This is a genomic window from Streptomyces lincolnensis, assembly GCF_021173675.1.
Classification (GTDB): domain Bacteria; phylum Actinomycetota; class Actinomycetes; order Streptomycetales; family Streptomycetaceae; genus Streptomyces; species Streptomyces lincolnensis_B.
In genome coordinates, this window is record NZ_JAIHON010000020.1 from 157,156 (window position 1) to 177,011 (window position 19,856).

Genomic DNA, 19,856 nt, shown 5'->3' on the forward strand with positions numbered 1-19,856 from the left:
CCTGCCCTGTGCAGCTTGGCGTAGTCCCCTTCGGTCGCTGCGGCCTGCTCCAGCTCATGCAAGGACCCAGGAACGGTCCGGGCCGCAGCGACACGGACGGGCCCCACCCACAGCAGCCACGGAGGCACCATGGCGATCACCGGACTCGGCCACACCGGTTTCTGGGTCAACGGCCTGGAGAAGATGCGTGAGTTCGGCCCGTGACCGACGAGGACGAGGAACTCGGCATCGTCTTCCCGTCCGCGCAGCCCGAGCAGGAGCACCATGAATTCGTGCCGCAGCGCGGCCGGACCGCGTCCGACGGAGGCAAACTCACCCCCCAAGTCTGCTGGCGGGTCGACTCGCTGGAGACCGGTGGCCGACGCATGGATGGCGACGGCTACTTCTTCGCACCACCATCCTGACGGACCTCGATGAACGGATGCGGGTCGTCGCTGAGGAACGGTTCGGGCCTGTACTGCCGGTCATGGCGTACGGCGATGTCGAGGACGCGCTCGCGCGTGCCAATGACACCCGCTTCGGGCTGAACGGCTCGGTGTGCGGTGTGGAGCGCGGATCCGGAACGGGCCGCGGCGCTCGCTACCCGGCTGGAATGCGGTAAGTCCTGGGTCAACACCCACGCCGTGCCGACACCGGGCGGGAGTAAGTGGAGTGGGCTAGGCGGGGAGGGTGAATGCCCGGCTTGTTGTCGTTCACCAACACCAAGGTCCTGCACACCATCCGGGGAGGGGCACCGAACGAAACCACGCTCCGTTAAAGCTGAGTGTGCATGCCGACTGAACCAGGCGGCTTCGAACACCAGCCACGGCAAGCCGTGAATCTGAGTGCTCATTTGCGAACCTTCGTTCGCGTCATCCAGTGAAGATTGAGAAAGGTTGCCAGACATTGAGCGTCAACGGAATCTGGGACATTACTATGAAGACCCCGATGGGAACCCAGGTGCTGCAGCTGGAACTGCGGTCTGACGGTCAAACGTTGACCGGCACACAGTCGTCCATGGGCGAGACCACCGAGATCCAGGACGGCTCGGTCAACGGCGACGAGGCGACGTGGAAGGTCGACGCGACCAAGCCGGTGGCCGTGAAAGTCACGTTCACCGCCAAGGTCGACGGAGACGATATATCCGGCCACGCCAAGGCCGGATTCTTTCCCAAAACGCCGTTCAGCGGCCGTCGGGCGGCCGCGTAGCGGCATACAGCAATCCGATCGGCGGCCACCGCCCGGTTCGTAGCGGTGGCCGTCAAAAGATCTGCTGCTGTAGTATTGGACGGCCTACGGGCCGAGCTCAAGCAGGGCTCGTTCCGGCCGTTACCTGTGCGGGAGCGCAAGATTCCCAAACCGGGTGGGTCGGGAAAGGTTCGGCGGCTGGGGATTCCCGTGATCGCCGACCGGGTCGTCCAGGCCGCGCTGAAGCTGGTTCTGGAGCCGGTCTCCGGGGCCGACTTCAGGCCAGAATCCTACCGGTTCCGGCCTAAGCGGCGGGCTCGGGACGCACCTGCTACCCGCAGGCCGGCGAACGAAGTGGGCCACGACAAGGTCTTGCCGGGGGGTGCGGAAGCGGCGCTGACAGTGGCATCGGTCATAGGGAATCCACAGATGAGGACGATGGCCTTGCCGAGAGGGACGGTAGGCCCATAAAACGGCACCTGGCAATAGACGTGGCTACTGGATTCACATTCACAGGAATCACTCGGGAATTACTCAGGAATTACTCACTCCACCCCGAACCTTGCGGCTGTGAAGGGATTGACCCTTTCGAGCTACCGGCTATACGGTCACTACCAGTCCCAAATATAGGGATGATGTTCTGACATTCAGGATCGCATGGTTCATGACAAGGAGGGGTGTCCATGTGGGACTCCAACAACATGTTTCTCAACGGGCCTTACGCACCCTGGCGAGAAGAGGGTGAGGCATTCGATCTGGAGATCGACGGCCGGCTCCCGGACGAGCTGAACGGTGCGCTCTTCCGGGTGGGCGCGAACCCTATGTACCGGCCTAAGGATCCGAGCCGCTACCACTGGTTCGAGGGTGACGGCATGGTCCACGCCCTCTTCCTGCGCGACGGCAGGGCGAGCTACCGCAACCGCTACGTGGAGACCGTCGGCCTGCAGCGGGAGAGGCAGGAGGGCCGGTCCCTCTACGGCGGTTTCATGAACCCCAGCGAGTTCCCCCTGCCGCCCGGTACCTTTCCGAAGAACCTCGCCAACACGCACGTGAGCCTCTTCGACAACCGCCTGCTGGTCTTCTGTGAGGCTGATGTTCCGCACGAGCTGCGGCCGGACACGTTGGAGACGGTCAGTCAGCGCTACGACTTCCACGGCGGGTTCAGCGGACCCCCCTTGACGGCCCACCACAAGATCGATCCGGCCAACGGCGACATCCTCACCTTCGGTAACAGGGGAGGCTCGGTCACCTGGTTCCGGGCCGACCGCCACGGGCGGGTCCTCGACCTTCACACGGTCGATCTGGGCGTCCCCACCTTCACCCATGACTACGCCGTCACCACCGACTATGCGATCTTCCTGGTGAATCCGGCGATGGTCCGCTTCGAGCACTATCTCAAGGGTGTCCCGTCCACGGTTTGGGAGCCGGAAACGCTGGACACGTGCCGCTGGGCTGTCCTGCATCGCAGGACAGGCGAGGTAACGTGGGTCGAGGCGCCCGACGCCTTCACGGAGACCCACTTCCTCAATGCCTACCAGGACGGCTCCAAGATCGTCGTCGACGGGCACCGCACCCCCCGTTTCGGCCCCACCTGGAAGGAGCTCGAGTCACCGCCGCCGGGCGGCGACTGGAACTGGTGGTTCAAGAACATTGTCGCCACCCCCTGGCGCTGGGAACTCGACCTTGCCACAGGGAAGGCGACGGACAGTCAGGTCAACGACATCCTCGGTGAGTTCCCCCGGATCAACGATCAGCGCACCGGCCAGCGCCACCGATACGGCTACTACGCGACGACGCGGGGAACCGGCGACTGGTTCATCGACGGCCTGGCCAAGCACGACTACCTCACGGGCGAGACGTCGATGCAGACAGCCGACGGTGTGCTGACCTCCCCCAGCGAACCTGAGTTCGTGCCCCGCCCCGGAGCCACGGCCGAGGACGACGGCTGGCTGCTGTCGACTTGGTGGGACCCCACCACTGACCGCAGCGAGGTCATCGTTCAGGAGGCCCAGGACTTCACAGCTGCGCCCATCGCCCGGATCAAGCTCAACCACCGAGTTCCCCTGACAACCCACGGCAGTTGGTCGGACGCCGCTGATCTCGACGCCGCCATATGCGGCTCCTGAGCCCCCGGCATCCGCTGGCCGGCGGGGCGACGACGCTTCCCGTCGGCCAGCGGATGCCCCACCCACGGCCGTCCCGGTGCCTGACATCTACGACCCCCAGGGCCGGGGAAGTGCTGTTCGCGTTCTTCGCGGCGATGTAAGTCCGCGGCATCGTCCCACTGGCGGCATGCTGCGTCCCACGTCAGACCCGATACGGCAAGGTGCTGAGGTTCGAGTCCGCTCGGGCGCGGCGAAGCCTTGGCCCCGCGGTCCATCGGGAGGGGCGCCATGGGGCTCACGTAGGCCTGAACGCGTTTCGCGTACGAAACGGTTTCGTTTTCATCGGATTGGCGGTATGGTCATGGCTGTACGGTGATCCGTACGAAACCGTTTCGTTTCTAAGGGGGTGTGATGGTCGAGGTTGCAATGTCGCGTCGCGGTCGGATCACCCCCGAGCGCGAGGCCGAGCTGTACGTGGCTGTGCTCGATCTGCTTCGTGAGGTCGGCTATGGCTCGCTGACCATGGACGCCGTGGCCGCACGCACCCGCTGCAGCAAGGCGACGCTCTACCGTCAGTGGGGTGGCAAGGCCGAGCTGGTCGTCAAGGCGATGCGTCACAACAAGCGCGCCAGCGTCAGGGGCGTCGACACCGGATCGCTGCGGGGAGACTTTCTGGCTGCGCTGTCCATCGAGGACGACTCCGCCATGGAACGGAACTCCGCGCTGATGCGCGGCCTGGTCATGGAGATACACCACAACCCTGACCTCGGGCGGGCGTTCCGGGAACTGTTCATCGAACCGGAACGGGCCGAATTCAACCGGGTGTTGCAACGTGCCGTTGACCGAGGCGAGATCTGTGCGGACAACCCTGCGTTGGATTATGTGCCGCACGTACTCATCGGCGGCTACTTCACCCGCACTCTGATCGACGATCGCCCGCCGACGCGGGCGTTCCTGGCTGAGTATGCCGACTCCGTGCTTTTCCCCGCCCTCGGCGTCAGGCTCTCCCCTTCTTCCAGTCCCCAGCAGTAAGCCGCTCTCCAGCCGTACTTGGCGCAACCTCCCCCCTGCCTCCAGGGCATGTGGGGCCCCCATCGTCGTCGGGCCTGCTCGCTGCCCTGAACCATCCACGACTGACCCGGAGCACGTCCCGTGGCTACCTTCCTGTACAAACTCGGCCGATTCGCCTTCCGGCGACGGCACTACATCGCCCTGTTCTGGGCCGCCCTGCTGGCCGCCGCCTGCGTCGCGGCCTTCAACGCGCCCGCCGCAGGCTCATCGTCCTACTCGATCCCCGGCATCGAGTCCCAGAAGGCCTACGACCTGCTGGCGCAGCGTTCGCCTGGCTCGAGCGCCGACGGAGGGAACGCGAACGTCGTCTTCAAGGCTCCCGCGGGCGAGAAGATGACAGACGCCGACAACAAGGCCTTCGTCGAGCAGACCGTCAAGGACCTCGGCAAGGGGCCTGAGGTCGATTCCGTCACCGACCCGTTCACACAGCACAACGCGGTGAGCAAGGACGGGACGATCGCCTACACGCAGGTGAAGTACACCGCCCCGGCCAAGGAACTGAAGGACTCCACCAAGGACTTCCTGAAGAAGACGGTGGAAAAGGCCCGGCACTCCGGGGTGACCGTCGAGATCGGCGGTGACGTGCTCGACGACTCGCCCTCGTCGGGTGCCGGAGAGCTCATCGGTGTCGCCGTCGCCGCGGTCGTCCTCGTCGTCACGCTGGGCTCGCTCGTCGCGGCCGGGCTGCCGCTGCTGACCGCCCTCATCGGGGTGGGTATCGGCTTCGCCGGCATCACGGCCCTCGCCAACGCGCTCGACCTCGGCGACACCACCTCCATCCTGGCCATGATGATCGGCCTCGCCGTCGGTATCGACTACGCCCTGTTCATCCTCTCCCGCTACCGGTCCGAACTGGCCGAGGGTCGCGAACGCGAGGACGCGGTCGGACGGGCCACGGGCACGGCGGGCTCGGCAGTGGTCTTCGCCGGGCTGACGGTCGTGATCGCACTCGTCGGCCTCTCGGTCGTCGACGTCCCGGTGCTGACCAAGATGGGTCTCGCGGCGGCGTGCACGGTCGTGCTCGCGGTGCTGATCGCCCTCACGATGATCCCCGCGATGATCGGCTACGTGGGCCGGAAGATCCAGCCGACAGGCAAGAAGAGCAAGCGGTTCGGTGGCAGGAAGGCGCAGGAGAACACCGAGGGCAAGCCCAACATGGGTACCCGCTGGGGGAGCTTCGTCGTCCGCCGTCCTGCCGCCGTCCTGGTGCTGGGCGTGGTCGCCCTGGGGGTCATGGCCCTCCCGGTGACCCAGCTGCAACTCGGGCTGGGCGACGACAGCACGAAGCCGGCGTCCACGACTCAGCGAAAGGCCTACGACCTCCTCTCGGAAGGCTTCGGCCCCGGCTTCAACGGCCCGCTGATGATCGTCGTCGACACGAAGGACAGCAGCGACCCGAAGGCGGCCGCCAGCTCGGTGACCGACGAAGTCGAGGGTCTGAAGGACGTCGCGACGGTCACCCCCGCGATGTTCAACAAGGCTGGCGACACGGCGACGATCACCGTCATCCCGGACTCCAAGCCATCCTCGACGCAGACCGAGGACCTGGTGCACGCCATCCGTGACAAGGCCGACGGCATCAAGGCCGACACGGACGCCCGGGTGCTGGTCACCGGCACGACGGCGATGAACATCGACTTCTCGCAGAAGCTGACCAACGCGCTGATCCCCTACCTGGCGCTGGTGGTCGGCCTCGCCTTCCTGCTCCTGATGGTGGTCTTCCGCTCGATCCTCGTCCCGCTGAAGGCGGCCCTCGGCTTCCTGCTGTCGGTGCTGGCGGCGCTGGGCGCCGTGGTCGCAGTCTTCCAGTGGGGCTGGCTGGCCGGTCTGCTCGGTGTCGAGGAATCCGGCCCGATCATGTCGTTGGTGCCGATCTTCATGATCGGCGTGGTCTTCGGCCTGGCGATGGACTACGAGGTGTTCCTCGTGACCCGGATGCGTGAGGCCTACGTCCACGGCGAGGAGCCCAAGGAGGCGGTGGTGACCGGCTTCAAGCACAGCGCACGCGTGGTCACGGCCGCCGCGATCATCATGATGTGCGTCTTCGCCGGCTTCATCAGCTCCAGCGAGTCCATGATCAAAATGATGGGCGTCGGGCTGGCGGCCGCGGTCTTCTTCGACGCGTTCATCGTCCGCATGGCCATCGTCCCGGCCGTCCTCGCACTGCTCGGAAAGAGCGCCTGGTGGCTCCCCAAGTGGCTGGACCGCGCCCTGCCCAATGTGGACGTCGAGGGCGAGCGGCTCCGCGCACAGGACCAGCACCAGAGCGGGAACACGCAGGCCCCGCCCACGGAGCCGCAGACGGAGCGGCAGCCGGTGCTAGTGGGTGCCCTGCGGAAGTCGACGGAGGCCGAGCCACAGGCGGCGTACGCCTCCACCGAGAGCGCGCCTGCCTCCGTTCCCGCGACGAGCGGGCCGTCCATCGAGGGCCAGGTGCGCGACGCGGAGGGTACGTGCGTCGAAGGCGCCACGCTGACACTGACCTCCCTGACCGGGCGTCAGCTCGGCAGTACCGTCACCCGGCTCGACGGCCGGTACTCGATGCCGACGCCGGCCTCCGGCTCGTACGTCCTGACCGCGGCGGCCGACGGCCATCAACGGCGGGCCGCCACCTTGGAGGTGGGCGAGGAGCCGCTGGCGTACGACGTGCTGCTAGCCGGGACCGGCGGGCCGGACGACGCGGGCCTGCCGAGGGCGCGTTGATTGTTGTCACCGATGTGCACGGAGATGTGCCGGCGACGGTCAGGTCCGTTCCTCAGCTTGTCTGCTCCGTCGGCGAACCGTCGACAGTGACCCCACCGCGCGCCACTTGCTGATCGTCAAACAGCCACTTCACCCGGGGACCGGCCCCCGGGTGAAGTGGCTTACCCGGTGCACCTGGCTGCATCGCTGGGATCGCGAGCATGATGAGGAAGAACCTGCTCGTCGGCATCGTGCTCTTCAGCTCGGTGGCGCTTTAGTGGGGCGGCGAAGCCAGCTGAGCTCGCCGACCAAACTGTCGACAGGGCCGAATCAGAGCCGATCAGTTCTGTGTCTCAACGCGTGGTCGATGCTCCATCTGGCCAGGCAGACGAAGGTGGCCATCGGGCAGGCCAAGGTGAGCAATGCCGTGGCGGCTGCGTCGGCGAACGACACGGTACTTGGGTCCCTGCGCGAGGTGCACATCCTCATGCTGGAGCGGGAGGGTATGCGGGAGCACTTCTACGGCGGTGAGCCGCTCCCCGAAGCCGGCCCCCAACGTGAGGCCGTCATCACCCTTGCGGAACTGCTCGCTGACGTGATGACCAGCGGAGTGCATGTGCACCAGTTGATCCTCGAAAGCGGCAGCGCCGGCCCGTGGGCGGACTACTGCCGCCATACCGTTGAGAACAGCCACGCTCTCCGCCATCTGCTCCGAGCGCATCCCACGTGGTGGCCGCCCCTGCTGTCGGTACTGCCCGACTCTCTCCTGCGCGCCGACGACCATGTCCGCGTGCCCGCACATGGCAGCGGTCGGGCAGACGCTTGAGCTCTCGCTGACGTCACTGTCATATCAGTCGTTGCGTTCGTGGAACGGTCGCCGCGACCGTTCCACGAACGCTTCCATGAAGCTCTCGTTTCGGGCCTGCGGTCTCTGGTCTGCTGATACGAGGTTCAGAAATAGGTTCTCATGGGACTGGCGGCCAGCGGCACGGCGCCAAAAAAACCGGCGACCCCGACGCGACCTGGCAGGACGTCACTTCGACTCTGCGGGCGGGCCTCTCGCTCTCCTTCCTTCTGGAGTCACGACATCGGCGGTTTCCACGGCATGACGTCCCGGCTGCCCTGGGACTTCGGCGAGGAGGAGTACGCGGCCGTCCTGCGCCCCGGCTGCGCACCGGCCTGTTGCCGTACGTCCACCGGGCCGCCGCCGACGCGGTCCGCACCGGCGAGCCGCTCGCCCGACCCGTGGCCCTGGGCCAACCGGGCTGCCCGGACGCCCACGCACCCGCGTCGTCGAATGTGCGGTCGCTCGACCTCGGCAAGCTGCGGAAGCCTGCGAGTTCACCCAGGCGCGGATCGCTGTGCCGGCTGGTGACTGCTGGGCCGGTAGGCGCTGTTCGCAGTCATGAGGGAGGCGATGCGTCGTACGTGTCGGATTCGGGCAGCGTGTCGGACTGCACTGACGAGACCTGCTCCCGTGCCGTGTTGAGTGCAGCGACGATGTCTTGCTCGCGGCCATGAAAGCGAATGGCGGGGATCGGCACGGAGAGCGCCGCCAGTCTGCCGTAGGTGTCCTGGGCGGCGATGGCGACGGCACACACGCCGGGAGTGCTCTCCTCCAGATCGAAGGCCATGCCTGTTCGCCGAACCTGCGTGAGTTCCTCCACGAGGGCGGCCCGTCGCGTGATCGTGGAGGGGGTGAGCCGAGTCAGTCGTGCCGGGAGCAGGCGCGCGATCTCGGCGTCGCTCAACTTCGCGAGGACGGCTTTGCCGTTGGCGGTGCAGTGCAGCGGCAAGCTGCTTCCCACCACCGATACGGCACGCAATGTGTGCTGCCCCTGTATCGAATCGGTGATTCTCAGTCGGCCCGATTCCAGGACCGCGAGGTCGACGGTTTCCTCCAGGGTCTGGGCGAGGTGCTCCATCGTCGGTCGGAGCAGGGCGCGAATCTCCGGTCGGCCGGCCTCGGCCAATCGCACCAATTCGGGACCGATGCGGACGCGGCCCGTAGCAGAGGCTGCGACCAGCACGCCCTCGACCTCCAGGGCAGAGACCAGCCGGTGAATCGTCGAGCGCGGGAGCCCGGTGCGTTCAGCGAGCTGGGAGAGGCTGAGTCCCTCCCGCTCGCCGGCGAGGGCGCGGAGCACCGCGACAGCCCGCCCGATGATCTTGATTCCGGCTTCGCCGCCGTCCTGCGCGGCGGCTTCCTTGTGCGTAGCGTCAGGTGTCACTCGCCCAGTATGCGACTGCCGGGCGGGACAACGGCGTCTCGCGTAGCGGGCATTGCTGGTTGACGGGCTAGGCCTTCTTCGTTCACCTGTAGTGTTCGGGCATGCCCACGTCCTGGCGAACAACGCGGGATCAGGACCGTACGACGATCAGCACGTTCTCGTCTCTGACCGGATGAGCGACCTGTTGAGCGACTGGGGCCGACCCGCTACGGTGCTGCCTCGCGCAAGAGGGCCAGGAGGGTGTGCGGCTGCGGGGCGCCCGCGTCCAAGAACTGCGTGGCCAGTGCGGGTGGCACGGCGGTTCCATGCATGCGGACTTCGTGGCAGCTGAAGCAGAACGCCGCCTCGAACAGCGCCAGGTCGAACTACGGCAGGTTCGGGCGGGGTGGTGTCGTGAACTCGCCGTCACATTTCGGGCCCGGGTGAAACGGTGATGGCAGCGGGGTGATGTGCCCGGCGTCCGCGATGGTGCCGACGTGCTCCTGAAGGGCGGGGTGAGGACGGCCGTCGAGCACGCGCGGTGCCGTACAGAGCGTCAGCGACCGAAGGTAGCCGTCGGCTATCCACACACCGATCAGCGGCATGACGAAGGAGAGTGGCTGGCCTGCGAGGAGGCTCAGCACCACAGCAGCGGTCAGTACCGTGACCGGCGGATAGAGCAGGATGAAAGCCATGGTGGCCCGGGCGGTCTCCGAGCGGGAGGTGGACGTCCCGTTGCGATGGATCGCCATGCACGCCACGACGAAGATCGCCACAACCGCGCCCGCGCTCAGCGCGGCGTTGAAGCGCAGGTCGACGGAGGCGAGTCCCGTCAGGCCTGACCAGGCGATCAGGTTCGCTCCGATCACGAGGGCGCCCGTCCACACGATGACCCGCCGGCCCGGCTCGCGCTGTCCGTCCTGGCCAGAGGCCAGGACGGACACGTCGGTACCGCGCGGCAGTAGCCACAGGCCCAGGGCAACGGCGATGATTCCCAGGCTGGCTCCCATGGCCGTGATCAGGCGCCACGCGTTCTCGACCGGCAGCGCGCCCGCCGTGTTCTGGGCGACGAATCCCGCGATGGGTATTCCTAGCGGAACTATTGCGAGTGAACGCCTGGCGCGGGTGGCCGCGTCCGCGCGGGCGCGCCTGCCTTTGGGGGCGGCGTTTTGGCGCGCGGCCCCGATCCTGGTGGCGGAGTCCTTGACGAGACTCAGGGTCAGGGGAAATGCGACGCCTGTGCCGACTCCGGCGAGCATGCTGAAAAGTCCCAGTTGCCAAGGGGCGGTTGCGAGTGCGCAAGCCCCGGACCAGAGCGTGAGCCACAGGAGTGCGGCGAGTGTCGCCTGCCGGAGCCCGAGGCGCCGGGCCAGCGCCACTGCGGAGTGGACGCCTGCCAGAACGCCTAGAAAAGCTGTGCTCCCGATCAGTCCCGCAGTGCTCGGTGACAGGTGCCAGCCGGGCTCGGTCTGCAGGGAATCGAGGAAGTTGGGGAACGCGACGAGCTGGTAACTCTGTGCGGCCAGGAGAAACAGTCCGAGTGGAACCAGACTGCGGCCAACAGGGGGTGTGACGGTGTCGGACGGCATGCCGGCCTCCAGATGGGGAACGGAAGGAAGGGACCAGCGCCCGGGATGGAACCGGGGCCGCGGTTGCTGGGATCTCGCGGTCGGATATTTTCTTCCGAACGCCGGGAGCGCGCCGGCCATGATTCGCCGGCGCCGAATCATGCGGGTTATGGCAAGAGCAGAGCGCGCCGCCGGGGGCCTTTACGCCCCGCCAGTGAATGTCCTGATAGGCGGGACATTATTCTGTTAATTGGGACTATGTTGGACCGTATGGCCGCACCCTGAAGAGGTCAAGTGGTGTGTGGGGTGATGGATGGGCGGCTGTGGGTCAGCTTCGGGGCGTGTCGTTCAGAGGCAGGGCGCGGTGATAGGCGGCGACGGCCACCGCGGCGACCGCGACGTGCATGAGCACCAGTCCGATGATCCCGGCGGCATCGGCGTGCGGAATGTAGTCGCTGACGAGCATCAGCAGGTCGGGGACGAAGGAGATGACCACGACGGCGGGGACCAGCCAGGACAGCAGGGCGCGCGGCCGGGCCGACCACCGGCGGATCACCGCCCATCCGACTGCGCCGATGATGACGCCCAGGACAGTGAAGGTGACGTATGGCCCGGGCTGGAGGGGCTCGAAGTCGTCGGAGGCTCCGGCCGCCCGGGAGACCAGGGCGATCAGCGCGTCGGCGATGATCGCGGCCACGGTGCCCGCGATCAGCCATCCCGCGGCGGCGGCCCGGCTGGGCGCGGAGCGTATGGACCGCGCGGGTGCAGGGGTGGCGGAGGAAGGCGTGGTGGACATGGGAAGACTCCTTCGCTGACGGGCGGTCGGCCGCTTGAGGCCCTGTGTTCCGCCCTGGCGTCAGGCGGTTTTCGGAAGCGGCTGTATACCCCACCCGCCACCTACAGAGCATGTGCGGGTTCAAGAGCCGGATCGACTACTGGAACGAGTACTGGGCCGAACCCACCGTGGGACTGGCCGCATAGGAAGGGCTCCGCACTTCGAGGGGATTGACCGACGCCGGCTGCTCATCGAGCACGCACGCGGACGCCGGTGCTTATCAACCGCGCACGACGTGCAGCACCTTGGTCTCGGTGTAGGACAGCAGGCCGGCCAGTCCGCCGGCCACGCCGAGGCCACTCCACTTGTGCCCGCTGAAAGACACGCCCGGTGCCGGCATGCCGTGCGTGTTGACCCAGGAGGTCCCGCATTCCAGCCGGGCCGCCACCGCCGCGGCCCGCTCCGGGTCCGCGCTCCACACCGAGCCGTCGAGCCCGAAGTGCGTACCGTTGGCCCGGGCCACCGCCTCTTCGACGTCGTCGTACGGGATCACCGGCAGAACGGGCCCGAACTGTTCCTCGTCGACGACGCGCACGCCGTCCTCGAGATCCCTCAGGATGGTCGGCGCGAAGAAGTAGCCGTCACCGTCCAGGCGCCGGCCTCCTGCGGCCGCGGTGGCACCGCCGGCCAGCGCGTCCGACACCAGCTCCTGGACCCTGGCGAACTGCGGCGCGGTGGCGAGCGGGCCCATCTGGACGCCGGGGAGCATGCCGTCACCCACTTGGACCGACCGTGCCCGGTCCGCCAGGGCGTCGACCACCTCGGTGTACCGGGCGCGTGGTACGTAGAGACGTTTCAGCGCCATGCAGATCTGCCCGCAGTTGACGAACGCGCCCCCGAACAACTTGTCGGCCATGGCGTCGAGGTCGACGTCGTCGAGGAGGATGCCCGCGTCGTTTCCGCCCAGCTCCAGGGTGATGCGCTTGAGGTCGGGCGCAGCCGACGCCGCCACGTGCTTTCCGGTGGCGACCGAACCCGTGAACGACACCTTGCGGACCAGGGGGTGTTCGGCGAGCTGTGCACCCAGCGGGTCCCGGCCGCTGATGACGTTCAGCACGCCCGGCGGCAGCACGTCACGCAGCACGACTCCGAGTGCGAGCGAGGAGAGCGGCGTGAAAGGAGACGGTTTCAGTACCACTGTGTTGCCCGCCAGCAGGGCCGGCGCGAATTTCATCGCGGCCTGGATCAGTGGGACATTCCACGGGGTGATCGCCGCGACCACGCCCATGGGCTGGTGCAGCACCTCGATCCGCTCCTCGTCGTCGTCCCGGATCACCTCCCGGGGCACGTCGAGGGCGGCTGTGCCCCGCAGGGTCATCGCGGTCACCATGACCTCGAAACGGGCGTCGGCCAGAGGCTTGCCCTGCTCCAGTGTGAGCAAGGTGGCGAGCTCCTCGGCGCTCTCCTCGATGCGTGCGGCCGCGGCCAGCAGCGCGCTGCGGCGAGCGTCCATGTCGTCGCGCCAGAGCGGGAAGGCATCGGCGGCGGCTTGCACCGCGTCGTCCAGCTGAGCCGGTGAGCAGTCGGGCGCCTGGGCGAACACCCGGCCGGTGGCGGGGTTGTGCACCCCGAAGGTATCGACAGTGGGGACGTCCTTGCCGCCCACTGTCATCGGGTGGTTGTGCTCGGACACGGTGTCTCCTGGAGTGAGGGGCGGCCGGAGCCGTCAGGAAGGTGAGGAACGGGGCGGTGAGATCAGCGAGTACCGCGGGCGGAACGGGGTCGGAGTTCCGTCAGGACACGACGTGCATGCGGCAGGGAACGGTGTTGAGCTCGTCCGGTCCGTTCTCGCCCACGACGACGGTGCCGCCGATGTTGACACGGTGCTGTCCTGAACAGGCGTTGGGTTCGAAAGCGAACGCCATGCCGGGGACGAGTTCCAGGTCGGAAATCGGCTCGACGGTACGGAAGACACGGCGGCTGTCCTGGCCGGGGATCTGTTCGGCGTTCAGCGCGATGTGCCCCGCGAAGGCCGCGGGAGTGAGACTGTGCACCAGGGGGGTCATGTTGTAGTGGCCGGCCTTCAGGAGGGGCTCGCTCATGGCCCGGGCGACGTCGAGGAAGGCGGCTCCCGGACGCAGGGCCCGGAGGCCGGCGTCGTAGCAGTCACGGGCGACGTCGTGGAGCGTGTGCAGCACCTTCGGTACAGGCTCGACCGCGACGGACATCTGGACCTGTGTCTCGAATCCGCCGTAGCAGGACATGATCTCGGCCTGGACCAGGTCGCCGGGCTGAACTGTCCGGGAGGCGCCGCCGGCGTAGGTCCAGTAGGGCGGCGCCCAACCCGGGTCGTCCGCGCCGACACTCATGATGACGTGGGGATAGGTGGTGGTGCACGAGTTGCGGTGGAGGACCTCCACGGCTGCCGCGTAGATCTCGGCCTCGCGCACGCCGGGCCGGATCATCTCCAGCATGGTCTGGCAGGCTTCCTCGGCCGCCTGAGCGGCGAAGCGGACCAGTTCCAGTTCCTGCGGCGTCTTGGGCAGCATCGTCTGGGCGAAGTCGAGGGACATGTCCTCGAATTCGGCCTCGGGCAGGTTGTTGAGGACGTAGTCCCACATCATGTGGGTGATGAGGCCCTCCATTTCCCCCGCCGAGCTCCCGGTCATGCCGACCACACCGATACGACTGGACGTCAGTCCCTCTTCGGTGAGTGCCTGGACCACCCCGCGGCCGAACGGACCGATGCGTACATCGTCGATCCAGAAGCGCACGTCCCGCATGTTCGCGGCCAGGCGGCGGGTGTAGCGGTGGTGGGTCCAGGTGAGGTGAACGGGGTCGCGTTCGGCGAAGAAGACGACGACGCCGTCGAGAACCTCGTTGGCGAGGTAACCCTCGTACCGTTCGCGGCCCTTGAGGCCGAAGACGAGCAGACAGTCGAGGTCCTTGTCCCGCATGAAGTCACGCGTGCGCTGCCAGCGCAGTTCGCGGGCGGCGAAGGGAAGGACGGGATACTGTTTCGCGGTCATGCCCCTACCCCCTCGGTCGCCTCGACGAGATCGCTCTCCAGGATCCGCGGATCGGCGCCCGCCGCCTCTGCCACGTCCCGGTAGTACTGCAACCAGTCGGTGCCCTCGGGGACATGACCGCCGCCGGCCATGAGGCCGCGGGTGAGCTCGGTGTCGTCCAGGGTGGCCGGGAGGTCCCCGGTTGTTGCGTACGCGTCGACGGCCTTCAGGAGGCGCCGCCGTGTCCGGCTGACCATCAGGTCCGAGGCGGACAGGTGCTCGTGGGTTCGGTCCACGACTGGTCCCATGCTTTCAGTGATCATCTTGTCCTGGATCTGGATGCCTTGCACTCCGGTGTAGTTGCCCTTCGCCTGGGCGTCCCGATCGAGGAAGTAGTTGTTCTCCTCGGAGGGAGTGAGCCGCCACCTGCCGTACCAGTCCTGGTCGTTGTTGGGCTGGAGCAGGTCTGCCATGCGGACCTTGACGCCCGGCAGCTCCGCGACGCCGGCGTGGAACGCCGACCTGCCGTCCACCAGCGCTCGAGGCCGGCTGAGCTGGAAGATCATGGAGTGGGTGTCGTCCATCGGCAGCCAGAACCGCACGACGGGCTCTTCGACCTCGAAGGGGTTCTGGCCGGGGATGGTCCAGGACGGCAGCAGCTGCTGGGTGTAGTGCCAGTAGTCGGGGGCGAAGCTCTTCGGCCTGCGGTGGCCCTCCATGGTGCCCCCGGCCGTGTTGACGACCTTGGTCTCCACGGCCCTGCCACTGGTGACCCACTTGAGGACGAAGTGCTCGCCGACGTCCTCGGGGTCATGGCCGCCGTGGTGGAGGAAGGCGAGATGGGCCGCGTCGATGTCCCCCTCCATGCCCTGGAGCCAGTTGCACTCGCGCAGCCACATCTGGATCTCCAGCTCCTCGTCGTCGGCGACCACGCCGATCACGGGCAGCGGCGGCGGGGTCTCGCGCGACCCCATGTAGATCCAGACGAGGCCGTTGCGTTCCCGCACCGAGTAGGCCCTGGCGCGCACGCGGGTGGGCACGCGTCCTCCCGCACTGCTGGGAATGTCGGTGACGCGGCCCTCCACGTCGAACATCCAGCCGTGGTAGGAGCAGCGCAGCCCGCCGTTCTCGTTGCGGCCGAAGAACAGGGAGGCGCAGCGGTGCGGACAGCGGTGGTCGAAGATGCCCATCCGGCCGCCGCTGTCGCGGAAGCCGACGAGGCGCTCGCCCAGGGCCATCAGGCGGATCGGGGCACCATCGGCCTCGAACTCGGAGGACCGGGCTATCGGCAGCCAGAACTGGCGGAAGAACTCTCCGGTCGGACTGCCGGGGCCGACGTGTGTCAGCTTGGCGAAGGGGTCGGTCATGGAGCGATCCATCTCTGTACGAGGTCGATGGTTCATCCGGATCACCAGGCGCGTGCGGGCCCGACCAGGTTCATCCCGTCCAGCGGATACAGGTCGCTGACCTCTGGTGTGGCCCATCCGAGGTCGACCGGGTGAGTGACCTCGGCGAAGGTCAGAGCGAGCTCGAAGAGGGCCTGCTCCCGCGGGGGCATGTCGTCGAGGGGGAAGGCGTTCAGATGGTTCACGACCGCTTCGATACGGGGGAGTATGGCGGCGCACAGGTCACGCAGCTCCTCGATGTCGGCAGCGACCATCGCCTCCATCCGCTCCTGTGCGTCGCGCAGGCGCCACCGCTCCAGGAAGCGCTCCAGGTCGGCAAATCCTTCGGGAAGTCCGGCTTCTGCGGAGAGCTCCATCACTTGGCTCCGATCAGTTCGTCGACGAGTCCGTAGCGGTGCTGGAGCGCGAACTCCTGCAGGGAGAGGTACAGGTCGCTGATGGCACCCGACTCGAGGCCGCGCTGCACGTCCTCCATGGCGGCCAGGTCCTCCCGGGACACCGTGTACTGCAGGGCCCGGCTGTACGCCTGGGCCAGGCGGTCGCCGGCGTGCCGGGCCTTGCGGCCATAGACGTCGAAGACGACGCGGGAGTGGTTGCGGTCGATCGGCCAGACGGTGACGGTGCTGTACCAGTGCGAGCCGTTGAGGACGGCCACGTTGGGGAACTGCCACACGATGTCGAAGAACCAGGGGTGGTAGCGGGTGCGGTTCACCGCAGGCGGCAGCATGGAGAAGTCGGTCTCGACCGCCGGTGTCTGCTTGTACCCGAGGCCGTACAGGGCACCCTCGACGGGCGGGCTGACGTAGTCGGGGTTGGAGGGGTTGCTGGAGCGGATGTGGCGGTCGTACATGTCGACCACGGGCTTGTGCCGCATCGGGTTGCTCTTGCCGGCCAGCTTCGGCTGGGTGCGCCGATGCAGGAAGACGGTGTGGTACCCCTCCGAGAAGGCGTCCATGGCGATGTTCCAGTTGGCCCGGACGTCGATGGACCAGCAGCTGACCTTCTCCATCTCGCTGTAGTAGCCGTCGAAGCCCTCGGCGAGCTCCCCCAGCCAGTCGTCGAGCGGCTCTGGGTTGTCGCTGAAGTTGGCGTAGATGAGGCCGGACCGGACCTCGACGCGGATCGGCACCAGCCCGAGGCGGGACTTGTCGACGGAGCGGAACTGCTTCTCGTCCGGCACCGAGCGCAGCTTCCCGTCGCCGGTGTACGACCAGCCGTGGAGCCAGCAGGTGTGCGCGGACGACGTCCCCTCGGCGAAACCGCAGTCCGTGGGGATCACCTTCTTGCCGCGGTGGCGGCACACGTTGTGGAACGCACGCACCTCCCCGTCCCGGCCCCGCTGGACCAGCACCGAGATGTTGAAGGTGGGCACGTCCAGGACGTAGTAACTCCCCGGCTTGGGAAGGTCGTTGACGTTTCCGACCAGGAACCAGGACGGACGGAAGACCTTCTCGACGACTGCGTCGTGATACTCCTGCGTCAATTTGTCCTTGACGGACACGACGTCACGCAGGCCGGCGAACGGGTTGGGCGGGGGCGGGGTCCCGCCGGTGAGTGGGGAAGCAGGGCTGACAGCGGCTTCAGACATATGAACTCCATAAGTTAGGACGCTAGTCCTGTCACATGGGACCGTATGGGAAAGGGGCTCGCCTGGCAAGCGGAGTGGCCCGGGACGCCTTTTCCTGCAGGAAGGTTGACTGTGCCTGGCGTCCGGACTGCACTCAAGTCCGACTTGACCTCTGCTTGGTGCGGCTATACGGTCCCCATAGTGTCCCAATAATGCAGGTTTAATTCCTGACTATCAGGACACGCTCAGGTACATGGCAAGGAGGAGGCGTCCATGTGGGACCCCAGCAACATGTTTCTCAACGGGCCGTACGCACCCTGGCGAGAGGAGGGCGAGGCCTTCGACCTGGAGATCGAGGGCCGGCTCCCCGACGGGCTGAGCGGTGCCCTGTTCCGGGTCGGCCCCAGCCCGCTCCACCGCCCGCAGAACCCGAGCAGGTATCACTGGTTCGACGGCGACGGCATGGTCCACGCCATCTTCCTGCGTGACGGCCGTGCGACCTACCGCAACCGCTACGTGCAGACCGCGGGCCTGAAGGAAGAGATGGAGCTGGGGCGGGCGATCTACGGCGGTTTCATGAACGGCAGGGACACCCCCCTGCCGCCCGGCAAGTTCCCGAACAACCCCGCCAACACGCACGTGCAGCTGTACGGCAGCCGTCTGCTGGCCTTCTGTGAGGGCTACCCTCCGCGCGAGTTGCGACCGGACACCCTGGAGACGGTCAGCGAGCAGTACAACTTCCGCGGCGGACTCGTCGGTCCCCTGACCGCGCACCACAAGGTCGATCCGACGAACGGCGACTTCCTCACCTTCGGCAACATGGACGGCGCGATCACGTGGTACCGAGCCGACTGCGACGGGAACATCCTCGACCGTCACTCGGTCGACCTGGGGTTCCCCGCCCTCACGCATGACTACGCCGTCACCACCGATTACGCGATCTGGCTGGTCAGCCCGGCGACGGCACGCTTCGAGCGCATCATCAACGGTCAGCCTTCGACGGTCTGGGAGCCGGAGAAGCTGGACACATGCCGCTGGGCCATCCTGCATCGCAGGACAGGCGAGGTGACGTGGGTAGAAGCCTCCGACGCCTTCTCCACGTCACACTTCCTCAACGCCTACCAGGACGGCACGAAGATCATCGTCGACGGGCACCGCGTCGGCCAGTTCGGTCCCACCCTCAAGGACCTGGAGTCACCGCCGCCCGGCGGGGACTGGAACTGGTGGTTCAAGGAGATCATCACCACCCCCTGGCGCTGGGAACTCGACCTCGCCACGGGGAAGAGCAGGGACATCGAGGTCACCGATATCCAGGGAGAGTTCCCCCGGATCAACGATCAGCGAACCGGGCTGTCCCACCAGTACGGCTACTACACGACGACACGCGGAGCCGGCGACTGGTTCACCGACGGCCTGGCCAAGCACGACTACCGCACGGGCGAGACGTCGATCCAGGCACTCGACGGTGTCCTGACCTCCCCGGGCGAGCCCGTCTTCGTGCCCCGCCCCGGCGCCCAGGCCGAGGACGACGGCTGGCTGCTGTCGGTCTGGTGGGACCCGACCACCGACCGCAGCGAGGTCATCGTCCAGGAAGCCCAGGACTTCACCGGCACGCCCATCGCCCGGATCAAGCTCAACCACCGGGTCCCCCTGGGCTTCCACGGCAGCTGGTCCGACGCAGCCGAGCTCGACGCCGCGGTGCGCGGCGCCTGAGTCATCGGTGGTCCCTGGTCGGCGGGGTGCTACGGCTCCCCGTCGGTCATCGCATGCCCGCACTCGGCCCAGCGACTCACCCGCAGGACTATCTGAAGGCTCGGCATGTCGTCCGGCACGCGCTCCAGTCCGGAAGGGGCACGGCTCGACGGGCTGCTTCACGCATTCCTGACCCCCCTGCCGAGTACCGCGGTCCCTGTCCGGTGCGGCCGGAGTGGCGGAGCTGCACGCCTGCGGGGGAGCGGTTTGTGCCTGCTTGCCGGGGAATTCACCGGGTTTCGGCTCGCCGGACGCGGCCGGCCCTGAGTGCAAGGGGCCCGACCGGGGCGCGGCGTGAGGCGCGCAGCGCGTGCAGGCGGCTGCCGCCGTACGCGCACACGCCAGCCACTACGAATCCGCTGAGTCCGGACAGACGGACCGCCGAGTGGAGCCCGGCCGTCATGCCTCCCATCTCGCTGCCCATTACCTTCGTTGTAGAGCCCGGTTCGGGCTCGTGGCCTTCGGGGCCGGTATGACTCGTTGCCCCTGTCCTTGATGATCCGGGGGGTGCTGTCGCCGGTCCTGGCGGCACCGGATGGTCGCTG

18 protein-coding genes and 1 pseudogene are annotated in these 19,856 nt (G+C 67.2%); 10 read left to right on the forward strand and 9 right to left on the reverse strand.

Features of this window, described 5'->3' with window-relative positions:
- Window positions 1-200: 200 nt before the first annotated feature.
- The 9 genes and pseudogenes from K4B79_RS42510 to K4B79_RS42550 all read left to right on the forward strand — a co-directional run bounded on the left by K4B79_RS42510 (window position 201) and on the right by K4B79_RS42550 (window position 7,851).
- Window positions 201-404, forward strand: coding sequence for a hypothetical protein (locus tag K4B79_RS42510; RefSeq protein ID WP_232032802.1), 204 nt, complete (start codon window positions 201-203; stop codon window positions 402-404).
- Window positions 405-421: 17 nt separating this feature from the next.
- A complete protein-coding gene (locus K4B79_RS48100; protein ID WP_269464606.1) occupies window positions 422-601 on the forward strand; it encodes an aldehyde dehydrogenase family protein in 180 nt (59 codons plus the stop codon).
- Window positions 543-818 carry a hypothetical protein gene (locus K4B79_RS48105; RefSeq protein ID WP_308280628.1) on the forward strand — a complete coding sequence of 92 codons (276 nt, stop codon included), beginning with the start codon at window positions 543-545 and terminating at the stop codon, window positions 816-818. The genes K4B79_RS48100 and K4B79_RS48105 overlap by 59 nt, the downstream gene beginning before the upstream one ends.
- A gap of 40 nt (window positions 819-858) precedes the next feature.
- On the forward strand, window positions 859-1,188 hold the full coding sequence (locus tag K4B79_RS42520; RefSeq protein ID WP_232032803.1) for a hypothetical protein: 330 nt from the start codon (window positions 859-861) through the stop codon (window positions 1,186-1,188).
- Between the two features lie 662 nt (window positions 1,189-1,850).
- Window positions 1,851-3,293 carry a carotenoid oxygenase family protein gene (locus K4B79_RS42530; protein ID WP_232032804.1) on the forward strand — a complete coding sequence of 481 codons (1,443 nt, stop codon included), beginning with the start codon at window positions 1,851-1,853 and terminating at the stop codon, window positions 3,291-3,293.
- Window positions 3,294-3,683: 390 nt separating this feature from the next.
- Window positions 3,684-4,304 carry a TetR/AcrR family transcriptional regulator gene (locus K4B79_RS42535; RefSeq protein WP_232032805.1) on the forward strand — a complete coding sequence of 207 codons (621 nt, stop codon included), beginning with the start codon at window positions 3,684-3,686 and terminating at the stop codon, window positions 4,302-4,304.
- 120 nt (window positions 4,305-4,424) lie between these two features.
- Window positions 4,425-6,665, forward strand: a pseudogene (locus K4B79_RS42540) (MMPL family transporter); the annotation flags it as partial.
- On the forward strand, window positions 6,666-7,046 hold the full coding sequence (locus tag K4B79_RS42545) for a carboxypeptidase-like regulatory domain-containing protein (RefSeq protein ID WP_308280630.1): 381 nt from the start codon (window positions 6,666-6,668) through the stop codon (window positions 7,044-7,046).
- Between the two features lie 346 nt (window positions 7,047-7,392).
- Window positions 7,393-7,851 carry a hypothetical protein gene (locus K4B79_RS42550; protein ID WP_232032806.1) on the forward strand — a complete coding sequence of 153 codons (459 nt, stop codon included), beginning with the start codon at window positions 7,393-7,395 and terminating at the stop codon, window positions 7,849-7,851.
- Window positions 7,852-8,105: 254 nt separating this feature from the next.
- Here the strand turns inward: K4B79_RS42550 and K4B79_RS42555 are convergent, their stop codons facing one another.
- The 9 genes from K4B79_RS42555 to K4B79_RS42595 all read right to left on the reverse strand — a co-directional run bounded on the left by K4B79_RS42555 (window position 8,106) and on the right by K4B79_RS42595 (window position 17,580).
- The gene (locus K4B79_RS42555; RefSeq protein ID WP_232032807.1) at window positions 8,106-8,306 is read right to left on the reverse strand and encodes a hypothetical protein; all 201 of its coding nucleotides are present in this window, start codon (window positions 8,304-8,306) and stop codon (window positions 8,106-8,108) included.
- A gap of 122 nt (window positions 8,307-8,428) precedes the next feature.
- A complete protein-coding gene (locus K4B79_RS42560; RefSeq protein WP_232032808.1) occupies window positions 8,429-9,256 on the reverse strand; it encodes an IclR family transcriptional regulator in 828 nt (275 codons plus the stop codon).
- Between the two features lie 365 nt (window positions 9,257-9,621).
- Entirely contained in the window at window positions 9,622-10,824 is a 1,203-nt protein-coding gene (locus K4B79_RS42565; RefSeq protein WP_232032809.1) for a hypothetical protein, read from the reverse strand.
- 307 nt (window positions 10,825-11,131) lie between these two features.
- The gene (locus K4B79_RS42570; RefSeq protein WP_232032810.1) at window positions 11,132-11,599 is read right to left on the reverse strand and encodes a DUF6069 family protein; all 468 of its coding nucleotides are present in this window, start codon (window positions 11,597-11,599) and stop codon (window positions 11,132-11,134) included.
- A 259-nt stretch (window positions 11,600-11,858) separates the two neighbouring features.
- Window positions 11,859-13,250, reverse strand: coding sequence for an aldehyde dehydrogenase family protein (locus tag K4B79_RS42575; RefSeq protein WP_232032822.1), 1,392 nt, complete (start codon window positions 13,248-13,250; stop codon window positions 11,859-11,861).
- Window positions 13,251-13,371: 121 nt separating this feature from the next.
- Window positions 13,372-14,607: a M24 family metallopeptidase gene (locus K4B79_RS42580; RefSeq protein WP_232032811.1), complete on the reverse strand. Its 1,236-nt coding sequence runs from the start codon at window positions 14,605-14,607 to the stop codon at window positions 13,372-13,374.
- Window positions 14,604-15,953, reverse strand: a complete 1,350-nt coding sequence (locus K4B79_RS42585) for a Rieske 2Fe-2S domain-containing protein (RefSeq protein WP_232032812.1) — start codon at window positions 15,951-15,953, stop codon at window positions 14,604-14,606. The genes K4B79_RS42580 and K4B79_RS42585 overlap by 4 nt, the downstream gene beginning before the upstream one ends.
- Window positions 15,954-15,994: 41 nt before the next feature.
- A complete protein-coding gene (locus K4B79_RS42590) occupies window positions 15,995-16,348 on the reverse strand; it encodes a hypothetical protein (protein ID WP_232032813.1) in 354 nt (117 codons plus the stop codon).
- A complete protein-coding gene (locus K4B79_RS42595; RefSeq protein WP_232032814.1) occupies window positions 16,348-17,580 on the reverse strand; it encodes an aromatic ring-hydroxylating oxygenase subunit alpha in 1,233 nt (410 codons plus the stop codon). Before K4B79_RS42595 ends, K4B79_RS42590 begins: the two co-directional genes overlap by 1 nt.
- 252 nt (window positions 17,581-17,832) lie before the next feature.
- Here K4B79_RS42595 and K4B79_RS42600 point away from each other — a divergent pair, with 252 nt between their 5' ends.
- On the forward strand, window positions 17,833-19,272 hold the full coding sequence (locus tag K4B79_RS42600; protein ID WP_232032815.1) for a carotenoid oxygenase family protein: 1,440 nt from the start codon (window positions 17,833-17,835) through the stop codon (window positions 19,270-19,272).
- Window positions 19,273-19,856 lie beyond the last annotated feature (584 nt).